This is a genomic window from Pseudomonas sp. NPDC086581, assembly GCF_044746165.1.
GTDB lineage: Bacteria > Pseudomonadota > Gammaproteobacteria > Pseudomonadales > Pseudomonadaceae > Pseudomonas.
In genome coordinates this window covers 356,786-370,957 of the sequence record NZ_JBIVBR010000005.1, presented here as the reverse complement: position 1 = coordinate 370,957, position 14,172 = coordinate 356,786, and the positions used below count along the sequence as shown (strand labels likewise).

The 14,172-nt window shown below is 64.6% G+C and carries 14 protein-coding genes; 4 read left to right on the top strand and 10 right to left on the bottom strand.

Going from position 1 to position 14,172, the window contains the following annotated elements:
* A complete protein-coding gene (locus ACIPK7_RS13275) occupies positions 1 to 564 on the top strand; it encodes a carboxymuconolactone decarboxylase family protein (RefSeq protein WP_401088190.1) in 564 nt (187 codons plus the stop codon).
* Here ACIPK7_RS13275 and ACIPK7_RS13270 read toward each other — a convergent pair.
* Genes ACIPK7_RS13270 through ACIPK7_RS13250 form a run of 5 tightly spaced genes read right to left on the bottom strand, consistent with a single transcriptional unit; the run spans position 551 to position 3,895 of the window.
* Complete coding sequence (locus ACIPK7_RS13270) at positions 551 to 1,312, bottom strand: SGNH/GDSL hydrolase family protein (RefSeq protein ID WP_401088188.1); 762 nt, start codon at positions 1,310 to 1,312, stop codon at positions 551 to 553. The genes ACIPK7_RS13275 and ACIPK7_RS13270 overlap by 14 nt on opposite strands.
* On the bottom strand, positions 1,309 to 2,490 hold the full coding sequence (gene purT, locus ACIPK7_RS13265) for a formate-dependent phosphoribosylglycinamide formyltransferase (protein ID WP_401088186.1): 1,182 nt from the start codon (positions 2,488 to 2,490) through the stop codon (positions 1,309 to 1,311). Before purT ends, ACIPK7_RS13270 begins: the two co-directional genes overlap by 4 nt.
* A 58-nt stretch (positions 2,491 to 2,548) precedes the next feature.
* The gene (locus ACIPK7_RS13260; protein ID WP_081515920.1) at positions 2,549 to 2,737 is read right to left on the bottom strand and encodes a DUF1289 domain-containing protein; all 189 of its coding nucleotides are present in this window, start codon (positions 2,735 to 2,737) and stop codon (positions 2,549 to 2,551) included.
* The gene (locus tag ACIPK7_RS13255; RefSeq protein WP_192435136.1) at positions 2,730 to 3,257 is read right to left on the bottom strand and encodes a gamma carbonic anhydrase family protein; all 528 of its coding nucleotides are present in this window, start codon (positions 3,255 to 3,257) and stop codon (positions 2,730 to 2,732) included. Before ACIPK7_RS13255 ends, ACIPK7_RS13260 begins: the two co-directional genes overlap by 8 nt.
* A 41-nt stretch (positions 3,258 to 3,298) precedes the next feature.
* Positions 3,299 to 3,895 carry a CoA pyrophosphatase gene (locus ACIPK7_RS13250; protein WP_401088184.1) on the bottom strand — a complete coding sequence of 199 codons (597 nt, stop codon included), beginning with the start codon at positions 3,893 to 3,895 and terminating at the stop codon, positions 3,299 to 3,301.
* 135 nt (positions 3,896 to 4,030) lie between these two features.
* Between ACIPK7_RS13250 and ACIPK7_RS13245 the strand changes: the two genes are divergently transcribed.
* Complete coding sequence (locus ACIPK7_RS13245) at positions 4,031 to 4,582, top strand: NUDIX hydrolase (RefSeq protein WP_401088182.1); 552 nt, start codon at positions 4,031 to 4,033, stop codon at positions 4,580 to 4,582.
* 53 nt (positions 4,583 to 4,635) lie between these two features.
* Positions 4,636 to 5,136 carry a murein L,D-transpeptidase family protein gene (locus tag ACIPK7_RS13240; RefSeq protein WP_081515923.1) on the top strand — a complete coding sequence of 167 codons (501 nt, stop codon included), beginning with the start codon at positions 4,636 to 4,638 and terminating at the stop codon, positions 5,134 to 5,136.
* A gap of 39 nt (positions 5,137 to 5,175) precedes the next feature.
* Here ACIPK7_RS13240 and ACIPK7_RS13235 read toward each other — a convergent pair whose 3' ends face one another.
* The 3 genes from ACIPK7_RS13235 to purL all read right to left on the bottom strand — a co-directional run bounded on the left by ACIPK7_RS13235 (position 5,176) and on the right by purL (position 9,914).
* A complete protein-coding gene (locus ACIPK7_RS13235; protein WP_017522254.1) occupies positions 5,176 to 5,493 on the bottom strand; it encodes a YqfO family protein in 318 nt (105 codons plus the stop codon).
* A gap of 183 nt (positions 5,494 to 5,676) precedes the next feature.
* Positions 5,677 to 5,937 carry a CDGSH iron-sulfur domain-containing protein gene (locus tag ACIPK7_RS13230; RefSeq protein WP_192435142.1) on the bottom strand — a complete coding sequence of 87 codons (261 nt, stop codon included), beginning with the start codon at positions 5,935 to 5,937 and terminating at the stop codon, positions 5,677 to 5,679.
* Positions 5,938 to 6,017: 80 nt separating this feature from the next.
* Positions 6,018 to 9,914 (bottom strand): phosphoribosylformylglycinamidine synthase, encoded by a 3,897-nt coding sequence (gene purL / locus ACIPK7_RS13225; RefSeq protein WP_192435145.1) that lies wholly within the window; start codon positions 9,912 to 9,914, stop codon positions 6,018 to 6,020.
* A 290-nt stretch (positions 9,915 to 10,204) separates the two neighbouring features.
* Between purL and mltF the strand changes: the two genes are divergently transcribed.
* Positions 10,205 to 11,680, top strand: coding sequence for a membrane-bound lytic murein transglycosylase MltF (gene mltF, locus ACIPK7_RS13220; protein ID WP_192435147.1), 1,476 nt, complete (start codon positions 10,205 to 10,207; stop codon positions 11,678 to 11,680).
* A gap of 574 nt (positions 11,681 to 12,254) precedes the next feature.
* Here mltF and tadA read toward each other — a convergent pair.
* Positions 12,255 to 12,776, bottom strand: a complete 522-nt coding sequence (gene tadA / locus ACIPK7_RS13215; protein ID WP_401088178.1) for a tRNA adenosine(34) deaminase TadA — start codon at positions 12,774 to 12,776, stop codon at positions 12,255 to 12,257.
* Positions 12,764 to 14,167: a multicopper oxidase family protein gene (locus tag ACIPK7_RS13210; RefSeq protein ID WP_401088176.1), complete on the bottom strand. Its 1,404-nt coding sequence runs from the start codon at positions 14,165 to 14,167 to the stop codon at positions 12,764 to 12,766. Before ACIPK7_RS13210 ends, tadA begins: the two co-directional genes overlap by 13 nt.
* Positions 14,168 to 14,172 lie beyond the last annotated feature (5 nt).

Below are 14,172 nucleotides of genomic sequence, written 5' to 3'. Positions count from 1 at the left end.
ATGAAAATCGATTCACGCCTGACCCCGCTGTCCGATGCCAACATGGACGACGACCAGCGCCGCGTATTGCAGGAGATCCTCAGCGGCCCGCGCGGCAATCTGGACGGCCCGTTCCTGGCCTGGGTACACAGCCCCGGGCTGGCGGACAATGCGCAGAAGCTCGGCGCGTTCTGCCGCTACGGCACGCGCCTGGAACTGAGGCTGAGTGAACTGGCGATCCTGGTCACCGCCGCGTGGTGGCAATCCCAGGCGGAATGGCAAATCCACGAACCCATCGCGCGCCAGGCCGGCCTCAGCGACGAGGTGATCGAGGCCTTGCGGCAGAATCGGACGCCGGACTTCCAGCGTGAAGACGAACGCCTGATCCATCGCCTGGGCCGCTCGCTGTATGAAACCCGACGCATCGAACAGGCGCTGTACGAAGAAGCCACGGCCTGCTTCGGTGAAGCCGGGCTAGTGGAGCTAGTGGGGATATTCGGCTACTACGCGTTGGTCGCCATGACGCTCAATGCATTCTCGGTGCGGCGCGAAACCGAGGCGCCACTGCCGTTCAAAGAGCCTTGAAACCTGCCCAGGCTTCCACCAGGGGCCGGGAAATCAACCATTGCGCCAGATGCTCTCCCCACACCTGATACCCCAGCGCCGAAGGGTGATACCCATCGATGGCGAGGAACTGCGGCTGCATCTCCAGGCTCACCCCGCAATAGCCCGCGCCCTGCACCAGCGCCAAGGCACTGAGCTGGCGATCCAGCAGCATCGCCCGCCAACCCAGCAGCTGCCGCAATAACCAGGGCAACGCCGTGAAGTGCTGCAACGGTGGCACCGCCGTGCACACCACCCCCGCGCCACGGCCGCGGAAGTGCTCGATCAACTGCCCGAGGGAGGTCAACCAACGCTGGCTGGAGCTGAAGTGCGTGGTGTCGTTGACGCCGAAGACCAGCGCCACGAGGTCATAATCCTGTTCGGCGACTAGCGGCAGCAGACGTTCGCAGGCTTCGCCGGCAGTGATGCCGTTCTCCCCCACTGCACGCCAGGCGACGGGGCGCTGGAGACGATCTGAAAGTGCCAAAGCCAGCCGGCCGGCCAAGGCGAAATCCAGGCAGGAAGCGCCGACACCGGCGACGGTGGACTCCCCCAGCAACATCAGGCGAAAGGGTTCCCCAGCAAGCCCCACCCCTGCGACGCCTTCGCGAACGCCGGCGGCTGGGGCCAGGCGCAGGGCCGTGCGCCGGGTGCGCACAGCCAAGGGCAGGGCCAGCGGCAGCAACGGTAACGCCGCTGCCCACCACATCAGCCCCGCCCAGCGGCTCACAGCTCGACTTTGACCGATTGGGCCGAACGGGTGGCCTTGGCGCGAGCGGCGTCGATCGACTCATCGCGCGCCAACGCCACGCCCATGCGGCGCTGGCCGTCCACTTCCGGTTTGCCGAAAAGGCGTAGCGCGGTGTCCGGCTCGCTCAGTGCAGCGCCGAGGTTGCCGAAGGAAACCTGCTGCGACTTGCCTTCCACCAGGATCACTGCCGAGGCGGAGTCGCCCAACTGGCGAATCACCGGGATCGGCAGGCCGAGGATGGCGCGCGCGTGCAGAGCAAACTCGGAGAGGTCCTGGGAGATCAAGGTGACCAAGCCGGTGTCGTGCGGGCGCGGCGAGACTTCGCTGAACCACACTTCATCGCCCTTCACGAACAGTTCCACACCGAACAGGCCGCGGCCGCCCAGCGCTTCGGTGACCGCTCTGGCCACGCGCTCGGACTCGGCCAGCGCCTTCGGGCTCATCGCCTGGGGTTGCCACGACTCGTGGTAATCGCCCTTCACCTGGCGGTGACCGATGGGTGCGCAGAAGGTAGTGCCGCCAATATGACGCACAGTCAGCAGGGTAATCTCGTAGTCAAAGTCGATGAAGCCTTCAACGATGACGCGGCCCTTGCCGGCGCGGCCACCTTCCTGGGCGTAATCCCAGGCGGTCTTCAGGTCGGCGTCGGACTTGAGCACGCTCTGGCCCTTGCCCGAGGAGCTCATGATCGGCTTCACCACGCACGGATAACCCACGGCGGCGACACCTGCGGCGTAGTCCTCGTAGGTGTCGGCAAAATGATAAGGCGAAGTCGGCAGGCCCAGCTCTTCGGCGGCCAGGCGCCGGATGCCTTCGCGGTTCATGGTCAGCTGCGCGGCACGGGCGGTGGGGATCACGGTGTAGCCTTCGTTCTCCAGCTCGACCAGGGTCGCGGTGGCGATGGCTTCGATCTCCGGCACGATGTAGTGCGGCTTCTCCTGCTCGATCACCGCGCGCAGGGCAACACCGTCGAGCATGCTGATCACGTGGCTGCGGTGCGCGACCTGCATGGCCGGCGCGTTCTCGTAGCGGTCGACGGCGATGACTTCGCAGCCCAGGCGCTGCAGCTCGATCGCCACTTCCTTGCCCAGCTCGCCGGAGCCACAGAGCAGTACGCGGGTCGCGCTCGGCGACAGGGGAGTTCCAATACGGGGCATTGCGGGAAACCTCGGGAAGGGAAAGTTCGAAACGGGAAAGCGTTCGGGCGTGGCGGTTCTAGACCAGCACGCCCTGCTCACGGGCGCGCTGGTCGCAACGCTTCAGCACCTCACGGCGCTCGGCGTTGTCCATCAGGCCCCAGCGGGTGATTTCGGCGGCGCTGCGCTGGCAGCCCAGACAGATGTCGGCGTCGTCCAGCGCGCAGACGTGCACGCAGGGCGAGGCGACCGGACGTTCTTCAGTCATCTTCCTGCTCGGCCAGGTCGCGGGCGTAGCGCTGGGCGTTGTGAACGTAATGGGCGGCGCTGGCTTCGAGCATTTTCTTCTGCGGCTCGGTCAGCTCGCGCACCACCTTGCCGGGGGAGCCCATGACCAGGGAGCCGTCGGGAATTTCCTTGCCCTCGGGAATCAGCGCGTTGGCGCCAATGATGCAGTACTTGCCGATCTTCGCGCCGTTGAGGATCACTGCGTTAATGCCGATGAGGCTGTAGTCGCCCACCGTGCAGCCGTGCAGCATGGCGTTGTGGCCGATGGTCACGCCCTTGCCCAGGGTCAGCGGGAAGCCCATGTCGGTGTGCATGACAGTGCCGTCCTGCACGTTGCTGTGCTCGCCGATGTGGATCAGCTCGTTGTCGCCGCGCAGCACGGCGTTGAACCACACGTTGGCGCCGGCATCCAGGCGCACCTTGCCAACCACCGTGGCGTTGGGGGCGATCCAGCTTTCCGGATGGGTTTCGACTCGGGACGAGCCCAGGCGGTACTTCATGGGTTTCTCCTCAGGAGCGGGCCGCTCTTGATTATCGGGTCTCAGCTCAGCTTGATGAACGTCGACGGCGGCTGGTGCAGGTCGATGCGAGCGTCGTACAGCAGGTTCAGCAACTCGACCAGCATGATCGCGGACAGGCCCCAGATCTTGTAGCCCTCGAACAGGTAGCTCGGGACGTACCAGCTGCGGCCGAAATAGTCGATGCGGTGGGTGGTTTCCCGCGGGTCGCCACGGAAGAATTCCAGCGGCACCTTGAACACGGCGTCGATCTCGCCGTCGTTGGGGCGATACTCCACGAAATCGGGGACGAAGCCGACGAATGGCTTGACCAGGATACCGTGCCGCGACACCAGGGTGCTTAACGGCCCGACGACCTCCACCAGCCCCGGTGGCAGGGCGATCTCCTCCTGGGCCTCGCGCAGGGCGGTATGGATCAGATCCACGTCCTCCGGATCGCGCCGTCCACCAGGGAAGGCGACTTCGCCGCTATGGGTCGAAAGCCCGGTCGCGCGCAGGGTGAGCACGAGCTCTTCCTGGGGAGTGATGGGGAGCAGGACCGCCGCTTCCGGGAAGCTGTGGTCCGTTTCAAGGTCGCTTGGCGTGTGCGTCTGTATGCGTTGGCGCAGCTGGTCCAGCATGCCGAACATCCTGCGGGGGCCGATTCTTCTAATTGAAGGATCATGGCACGAAAGACGCCCCTGCCCAACCCCCGCCCCTTGCTGGGCGCACCACGCAGCGCGCAAGATTGCTGCAATCTATAACAAGGAAACGGCATGAAATTCTGCAGCCAGTGCGGCGCCGGCGTGAACCTGCGCATCCCCAGCGGCGACAACCGCCCGCGCTTCGTCTGCGACCAGTGCCAGACCGTGCATTACCAGAACCCGCGCATCGTCGCCGGCTGCCTGCCAGTCTGGGAGGGGAAAATCCTCCTCTGCCGCCGCGCCATCCAGCCGCGCCAGGGCTTCTGGACACTGCCGGCGGGCTTCATGGAGAACGGCGAGACCCTGGAACAGGCTGCCGCCCGCGAGACCCTCGAAGAGGCCAACGCCCGCGTCCACGGCCTGCAGCTTTATACGGTCTTTGATCTACCGCATATCAGCCAAGTTTATATCTTCTTCCGCGCGGAAATGGCCGACCTGGACTTCTCCGCCGGCGAGGAAAGCCTGGAAGTACAACTCTTCGAAGAATCCGACATTCCGTGGGACGAGCTGGCTTTCCCCACCGTGGGCCGTACCTTAGAATATTTCCTGTCGGATCGGATCGTTCAGAACTTCCCGATACGCAATGAAGGGATTCTCCCAATGTTTGCACAGAAAAAGAACTAATAAGCTCATTTACCGCCTCTAAGGCTTTAGGAACTACCGGGGAACACCACTCGATGCGCTGGTTGATTGCCGTACTTTGTCTGACCTTCGCAGCGTTCTCGCATGCCAACGCGATGCCCACGCTCGACGGTCGTATCGACAAGATTCTCGTGCTCAAGTCCGAGCGCAAACTGAACCTCATCAGCAACGGCAAGGTTCTCAAGAGCTATCGCGTGTCTCTGGGCAAGCGCCCGCAGGGCCCGAAGCTGGCCGAGGGCGACAACCGCACGCCGGAAGGCTTCTACTGGGTCGACTGGCGCAAGACCAGCGACAAGTACAACCTCTCCATGCATATCTCCTACCCCAACGCCCGCGACGTAGCCAAGGCGCGTGAAAAGAGCCTGTCGCCCGGCGGCATGATCATGATCCATGGCACGCCGATGGATGACGACTACCCGGAGTGGTACTTCTCGACTCTGGACTGGACCAATGGCTGCATCGCCATGACCAACGCCGATATGCGCGAGGTCTGGAGCCTGGTAAAGGACGGCACGCTGATCGAGATCCGCCCGTAAGCGGCAGCGGAAAGAAAAAAGGTGCCCGAGGGCGCCTTTTTAGAACACCATGTCCGACAGCCGCCAGACCTCGAAGGCCGGCGTCTCGTACGGGTGGGCCTGTTTGAGGGCCTTCACCGAGTCGTGGATCAACTCGTCGGCCACCACCATCTCCACCTTCCACTCGGCGACCTGCTCGACGCTGCCGGCCTGCCCGATGAAGGGGTTGCTGCCCTGCAGAGGGCGGAACTGTCCCTGTCCGAGCGCCTGCCAGCAACAGCTGTCATAGGCACCGATGCGTCCTGCACCGGCGGCGAACACCGCCTTCTTGACGGGTTCCAGATGGCTTTCCGGAACGTAGAAACACAGTTTGTACATCGGAGGCTCCGATCGAAACAGGGACACAGCCGTGACAAAGGACGCCACGGGTGACAAATCCTGCCACAAATAGTGGCACTTTGCCTCTTATGACTTGCAGGTCATCGTGGAAGTTCGACCGTCCGGTTCCGGGCTTGTTCGTTTGCGAACGACTTTGTACAAAAACTGTGACGGACTTCGATCTCACCGACCAGTGAAGCGCCGCCAGCGCTCTTTCAGACCTGGCGCCGTCGAGGAGTGGGAACCGTCGCAGAACGGTAACGTCGCCGACAGTCCGCAACTGCACAGCAGCAGATAGCGCTCTCGCCCGACCGTCAGTTCCAGCGAGTCGGTACAACTCGCGGCGGCATCCGGCGCGCTGGCGCAGTGCCCGCAGCGGCACAGGCGCAGGACCTGTCCCGGCGTGACGGCGCGAACTTCAGGAAGCCTCTCGTCGTCAGTCAACGCGCCCCTCCTCGGTGGCCGGACAAAGAAAAAGGGGAAAGCCGAAGCTTTCCCCTTTCTCGTGTTGCATCAGACCGGACTCAGCCGACCCAGACGCGGGCGTTGCGGAACATGCGCATCCAGCCGCCGTCCTCTTCCCACTCGTCCGGACGCCAGGAATTCTGCACCGCGCGGAACACACGCTCCGGGTGCGGCATCATGATGGTGACGCGGCCGTCGCGACTGGTTAGGCCGGTGATGCCACGCGGCGAGCCGTTCGGGTTGGCCGGGTAGCTCTCGGTGACCTTGCCCAGGTTGTCGACGAAACGCAGGGCCACGGTGCCGGACAGATCGGACTCCAGCAGCGCCTCCTCGCTCTCGAACTCCGCATGGCCTTCGCCGTGGGCGATGGCGATCGGCATGCGCGAACCGGCCATGCCCTGCAGGAAGATCGACTGCGATTCCTGTACCTGGACCATCGCCACGCGCGCTTCGAACTGCTCGGAACGGTTGCGTACGAAGTGCGGCCAGAACTCGGTGCCGGGGATCAGTTCGTGCAGGTTGGACATCATCTGGCAACCGTTGCACACGCCGAGGGCGAAGCTGTCCTTGCGCTCGAAGAAGGCCTGGAAGCCATCGCGGGCACGGGCGTTGAACAGGATCGACTTGGCCCAGCCTTCGCCGGCGCCCAGTACGTCACCGTAGGAGAAGCCGCCGCAGGCCACCAGGCCCTTGAACTGCTCCAGGCTGACGCGACCGGAGAGGATGTCGCTCATGTGCACGTCGACGGCGGCGAAGCCGGCGCGGTCGAAGGCCGCGGCCATTTCCACCTGACCGTTGACACCCTGCTCGCGCAGGATGGCGATCTGCGGGCGCACGCCTTTCTTGATATAGGGTGCGGCGATGTTGTCGTTGACGTCGAAGCTCAGTTTCACCGACAGGCCGGGATTGTCTTCTTCCAGCAGGCCGTCGAATTCCTGGTCGGCGCAGTCGGCGTTGTCACGCATGCGCTGGATGCGGTAGCTGGTCTCGCTCCAGATGCGCTGCAGGTTGCGGCGCTGGGCGTTGAAGACGCGCTCGCCATTGAAGGACAGCTCGATGTCGGCGCCACTGGCCGGCTGACCGATGACCGCGACACAGTCTTCAAGGCCGGCGGCACTGAACTGGGCCAGCACTTCCGGGGTGGCAGCAGAGCGCACCTGAATAACGGCGCCCAGTTCTTCGTTGAACAGGGCGGCGGTCAGCTCGTCACGGCTGTCGGCCAGTGCGTCGAGGTTCAGGTCCAGACCGCAATGACCGGCGAAGGCCATTTCGACTACGGTGGCCATCAGGCCGCCGTCGGAACGGTCGTGGTAGGCCAGCAGGTGGCCGTCGGCGTTCAGGCCCTGGATCACGGCGAAGAAGGCTTTCAGGTCTTCGGCGTCGTCGACGTCCGGAGCGGCGCGGCCGATCTGGCCGTTGACCTGGGCGAGGATCGAGCCGCCCATGCGGTTCTTGCCACGACTGAGGTCGATGACGATCAGGTCGCTCTCGCCCTTGTCCAGGCGCAGCTGCGGGGTCAGGGTCTTGCGCACGTCGTTGACCGGGGCGAAGCCGGAAATGATCAGCGACATCGGCGAAGTGACGCTCTTCTCGGCGTCTCCATCCTGCCAGCGGGTCTTCATGGACATGGAGTCCTTGCCCACCGGAATGGTGATGCCCAGCGCCGGGCACAGCTCCATGCCGACCGCCTTGACGGTGTCGTACAGGCGCGCGTCCTCGCCCGGGTGGCCGGCAGCGGCCATCCAGTTGGCGGAGAGCTTGATCTCGGAAATCTTGTCGATGCTCGCGGCGGCCAGGTTGGTGATGGTCTCGCCGATCGCCATGCGGCCGGAGGCCGGGGCGTCGATCACGGCCAGCGGAGTACGCTCGCCCATGGCCATCGCTTCACCGGTGTAGACGTCGAAGCTGGTGGCGGTGACGGCGCAGTCGGCCACCGGGACCTGCCACGGGCCGACCAACTGATCGCGGGCAACCAGGCCGGTGATGGTGCGGTCGCCGATGGTGATCAGGAAGTTCTTGCTAGCCACGGCCGGGTGACGCAATACGCGCTCGGTAGACTCGACGAGGTCCAGGCCGGCGGCGGCGAAGTCATCGCCCAGCTCGGCTTCGCGGGTGACCGAACGGTGCATGCGCGGCGGCTTGCCGAGCAGCACTTCAAGCGGCATGTCCACCGGCTTGTTGCCGAAGTGGCTGTCGGCGACGGTCAGCTGCAGCTCTTCGGTAGCTTCGCCGACCACCGCGAACGGGCAGCGCTCGCGCTCGCAGATGGCCTTGAAAGTCTCGAAGTCGGCGGCGTCCACCGACATCACGTAGCGTTCCTGCGACTCGTTGCACCATATTTCCAGCGGGCTCATGCCCGGCTCGTCATTGGGTACGTTGCGCAGTTCGAAGCGGCCGCCACGGCCGCCATCGTTGATCAGTTCCGGCAGGGCGTTGGAGATGCCGCCCGCGCCCACGTCGTGGATGAACTTGATCGGGTTGTTCTCGCCCATCTGCCAGCAGCGGTCGATGACCTCCTGGCAGCGGCGTTCCATTTCCGGGTTTTCGCGCTGCACCGAAGCGAAGTCCAGGTCAGCGGCGGAAGCGCCGGTGGCCATGGAGGAAGCGGCGCCGCCGCCCAGGCCGATCAGCATGGCCGGGCCGCCGAGCACGATGAGCTTGGCGCCGACCGAGATCTCGCCCTTCTGCACGTGGTCTTCGCGGATGTTGCCCAGGCCGCCGGCGATCATGATCGGCTTGTGGTAACCGCGGACTTCCTCACCACGCGGGGTGGCGATGGCCTGCTCGAAGGTACGGAAGTAGCCGGCCAGGTTCGGGCGGCCGAATTCGTTGTTGAACGCGGCGCCGCCCAGCGGGCCTTCGATCATGATGTCCAGCGGGGTGACGATGCGCTCGGGCTTGCCGTAGGGCACTTCCCAGGGCTGCTCGAAACCGGGGATGTTGAGGTTGGAAACGGTGAAGCCGACCAGACCGGCCTTCGGCTTGGCGCCACGCCCGGTCGCGCCTTCGTCGCGGATCTCGCCGCCGGAGCCGGTGGAGGCGCCGGGGAAGGGAGCGATGGCGGTCGGGTGGTTGTGGGTCTCCACCTTCATCAGGATATGCACCGGTTCTTCACTGGCGCCGTACTGGCGGGTCTCGGCGTTCGGGTAGAAGCGGCCGGCGACGTAGCCCTTCATCACCGCGGCGTTGTCCTTGTAGGCGGACAGCACGCCTTCGCGGTGCATTTCATAGGTGTTCTTGATCATGCCGAACAGGCTCTTGTCCTGAGCCTGGCCGTCGATATCCCAACTGGCGTTGAAGATCTTGTGGCGGCAGTGTTCAGAGTTGGCCTGGGCGAACATCATCAGCTCGACGTCGTGTGGGTTGCGACCCATCTCGACGAAGCTCTTTACCAGGTAGTCGATCTCGTCTTCGGCCAGGGCCAGGCCCAGCTCGAGGTTGGCCTTCTCCAACGCGGCGCGACCGCCAGCGAGGATGTCGACCACGGTCAGCGGCTTGGGCTGGGCGTGGCTGAACAGGGCCGAAGCTTCTTCGAGCTCATTCAGTACAAGCTGGGTCATGCGGTCGTGCAGGCGGGCGGCGACGGCTTGCGCGTCGGCCTCGCTCAGGTCGCCGGTGACGTAGTAGGCGATGCCGCGCTCGAGGCGCTCGATCTTCGCCAGGCCGCAGTTGCGGGCGATGTCAGAGGCCTTGCTCGACCAGGGCGAGATGGTGCCGAAGCGCGGGAGAACCAGGAACAGACGGCCGGCGGGCTCCTGCACGGGAACGCTCGGACCGTATTTCAGCAGGCGCGCCAGGACTTGTTCTTCCTCGGCGTTGAGGGCTCCGGTGACCTCGGCGAAGTGCGCAAACTCGGCATACAGCCCGGTGACGGCGGGCACATGCTGGGTCAGCAGGTCGAGCAGTTTGCCGTGGCGGAAAGCGGAAAGGGCGGGAGCACCGCGCAGGATCAGCATTGTCGGAACAGCCTCTGGAGACGGGGAAGTGTGTGGGGCCGGCCGGGCCGGCCCACAGAGGCCGTGCATTCTACCGTAAAGCGTTGCTCGGCGGCAGCTTTCAAGTACCTTCCTTGCCGTTGCTCCGGCGGAAATCGCCATTCATCTTCGAAGGCCTTCGAGCGGCCTAGGAAAAATCCTAGCCCTGCGGCCTTCAGCACGGAAAATGCCGACGAACGGCTCCCCAGCTAGCAGAGAAGCTTCGAGCTGTCGAGATATGGCGCACAACGGCCTTTGCGTATACTGCCCTGATGCTTGCCCTGACTGTGTCCCGTGTGCGCTGCACCGCCTGGATCTTGGCGACCTGTATCTTTCTGCTGCTTTCCGGCTGTAGCGAGGCGAAAGCCCCGACGGCCCTCGAGCGCGTGCAGAAGGACGGCGTGCTGCGCGTGATCACCCGCAACAGTCCGGCCACCTACTTCCAGGACCGCAACGGCGATACCGGATTCGAGTACGAACTGGCCAAGCGCTTCGCCGATAGCCTGGGCGTGCAGTTGCAGATCGAAACCGCCGATAACATCGACGACCTCTACGACCGTATCGGCCGCGATGGCGGCCCGAACCTGGCGGCCGCCGGCCTGACCCCGGGCGGTGAACGCGATTCCCAGGTGCGCTACTCGCACTCCTACCTCGACGTCACCCCGCAGGTCGTCTATCGCAACGGCGCGCAGCGCCCCACCCGCCCCGAAGACCTGGTGGGCAAACGTATCGTCGTATTAAAGGGCAGCAGCCACGCCTCGCAACTGGCCGAACTGAAGAAGCAGTACCCCAAGCTGGAGTACCGCGAGTCCGACGCCGACGAGATGGTCGACCTGCTGCGCATGGTGGACGTGGGCGAGATCGACCTGACGCTGGTGGATTCCAACGAACTGGCAATGAACCAGGTGTACTTCCCCAACGTGCGCGTCGCCTTCGACCTCGGCGATGCCAAGGGCCTGGCCTGGGCACTGCCGGCCGGCGATGACAACAGCCTGATCGAGAAGGTCAACGCCTTCCTCGACAAGGCCAAGCAGGATGGCCTGCTGCAACGTCTGAAGGATCGCTACTACGGCCATGTGGACGTACTGGGCTACGTCGGTGCCTACACCTTCGCCCAGCACCTGCAGCAGCGCCTGCCCAAGTACGAGCCGCACTTCCGCCAGAGCGGCACCAAGCTCGAGGCCGACTGGCGGCTGCTGGCCGCCATCGGTTACCAGGAATCCATGTGGCAGCCCGACGCGACCTCCAAGACCGGCGTGCGCGGCCTGATGATGCTGACCAACCGCACCGCCCAGGCCATGGGCGTGGCCAACCGCCTGGACCCGAAACAGAGCATCCAGGGTGGCAGCAAGTATTACGTGCAGATCAAGGACGAATTGCCCGACAGCATCAAGGACCCGGACCGCATGTGGTTCGCCCTGGCCGCCTACAACATCGGCGGCGCCCACCTGGACGACGCCCGCAAGATGGCCGAGCAGGAAGGCCTGAACCCGAACAAGTGGCTCGACGTGAAGAAGATGCTGCCGCGCCTGGCGCAGAAGCAGTACTACCGCAAGACGCGCTACGGCTATGCGCGCGGCGGCGAGACCGTGCACTTCGTGCAGAACGTGCGCCGTTACTACGACATCCTCACCTGGGTAACCCAGCCGCAGATGGAAGGCGGCCAGCTCGCCGAAAGCGGCCTGCACCTGCCGGGCGTGAACAAGACCAAGCCCGATGATGAGGATGGGCGGGATCAGAAGCTCTGAGGCAGTCGTTCAGAGCATCTCCTGCGTAGCCTTTCCCAGACACGCACCCTCCATTACGAATCCCCACCGGCCGCGTAGCCGCGTCTGCGCAAAGCACGTGCCTCACTGCGACGTGGGTTTGTTGGTGATGGATTTCGCGGACAAGGTCCGCTCCTATGACAACCGAATCCCAGGCGCTGGGCTGGTTCGCGAGCAAGCTCGCTCCTACGAAGAGCCTCTACCCCATCCGCCCCTGGCTTTGGCTTTTAAAGACTTCCAGGAAAATATCCGCGCACGCCGAATGCCCCGTTCAGGAGGCCTCGTTGAAGCGGAGTTTCAGGGGTTGAGCGACATGGATGTCGCGAGAGCCGCGATGGGCCAGGGATGGCCCTTCGCGGCGGGCCCCTGAAACTTCGCTTCGACGAGGGAATTTTTCGCCTAGGCGAAAAACCGGATGTCCGGGGCAAGACCTTTGCCTACTTTGGGGCGTTTGCCAAAGTAGGTCGCCCGAGGGGGCGAAACCACAGAGTCCGAGCGCACGCCGAAGCGACGCAGCACACCCAACAAGAGGCCCAGTATCACAAAGGGAAAATGATCAGCCCTTGCTACGCCGCGCCTTGAAGAACGCCGACAACATCGCGCTGCACTCATCCCCCAGCACCCCGCCCTCCACCAGCACCCGGTGATTGAGAAAGTCCTGCTCGAAGAAGTTACCCCGACTGACCACCACTCCGGACTTCGGCTCGGCAGCACCAAACACCACGCGCTGGATGCGCGAATGCACCAGCAGGCCAGCGCACATGCTGCAAGGTTCGAGAGTCACATAGAGCGTACTGCCAGGCAGCCGATAATTCTGCGTAGCCGCAGAAGCCTCGCGGATCGCGACCATCTCGGCATGGGCGCTGGGATCATGGGAGGTGATCGGCCGGTTGAAGCCACGACCGATGACCTTGCCGTCCAGCACCAGCACGGCGCCCACCGGCACTTCGCCCAGAGCCGCACCCTGCTCGGCCAGCGCCATGGCCTCGCGCATGAAGGGGATGTCCTGGCTGCGATCGATGACCGGCACCAGCCCCTTCACCGTCGGGTGGCCCTTGCTGTTGGTCAGCCGCACCATGCCTCACCCACCGCGATGGTTCCCATCAGCCCGGTCTCCATGTGATCGATCACGTGGCAGTGGAACATCCACAGGCCGGGGTTATCCGCCACCAGCGCCACGCGTGCCGTCTCATTCTTGCCCAGCAGGTAGGTGTCGGTGAAGTACGGGATGATCTCCCGACGATCGGAGTCCAGCACCTTGAAGGCCATGCCGTGCAGGTGGATCGGGTGCTGATACTGGGTCATGTTGCGCAGCACGAAGATATAGCTGTTGCCTTCCTTGAGCTTCGCCAGCGGCGGCGAGTTGTGCTTGTGCTCCTCGCCGCCCTGCCAGGCCACGCCGTTGATCTGCCACAGCGAAGGCGCCGATTGGCCCTTCGAGTAGTCGGACATGGCGCCGACCCACTCGAACTTGAAGTTGATGGTCTCTGCGTTCTTCAGGTCCGGCTCGGCCACCGGGTTGTGCGGCAGCGGGGCCGGCCACTGGGCGGTCGGCGCCTTCGGGTTGGCCACGCCACGGATGGTCGCCAGGCGTACCGGACCATTGCGCAGCGAGAGCTCCGTGCCTTCCGCCGGGCCACGGATGCCCAGCTCCAGGCGCATGCCCGGACCGATCCAGTACTGGTCGTTGGGGCCCTTGCCGAAGTCGCGCGGCTCCACCGGATGGCCATCGATGGCGTAGATCTTCGCCTCGGCGTCCGGCAGGTTGAGGCGGTAGGTCACGGTGTTGTCGACGTTGAGGATGCGCACCCGGACGATCTCGCCGGCCGGCAGCTCGATCACCGGCGTGCGTTCGCCATTGATGGTCGACAGGCGCCCGCGGGTGCCCTCGCGCGCGGCCTCGCGCGGTACGCTGAAGGCGGTGAAGTTGCCCTCTTCGTCCACATGCCAGGTCTTCAGGTTGAGGATCTTCTCGCTGGTGAACTCGCTCGGCTCGCGCTCGTCGATGATCAGCGGCCCGACCAGGCCACGGCCCAGCTGCTCGCTACTCATCAGGTGCGGGTGATACCAGTAGCTGCCGGCGTCCGGCGTCTTGAACTGGTAGACGAAGCTCTCGCCCGGCTGCACCGGCGGCTGCGAGATGTAGGGCACGCCGTCCATCTCGATGGGCAGGCGGATGCCGTGCCAGTGGATGGTGGTCGGTTCGTCCAGCTTGTTGGTGAAGCGCACACGCAGCCAGTCGCCCTGGCGTGCGCGAATCTCCACGCCGGGAGCCTGGCCGCCATAGCCCAGGCCGGGGGTCTTGTGGCCGGGCACCAGCTCCAGGTCGAGCGGGGCCGCGATCAGTTCGTAATCGTGCTCGGCGGCGACTTCCGGGCGCGCCAGCCAAATGCGCGCGCCACCGGCGCCCAGGCCGAGCACGGCCAGGCCGGCGATGCCGCCGAGTACTTGTCTACGGGTAAACGACATGGGTC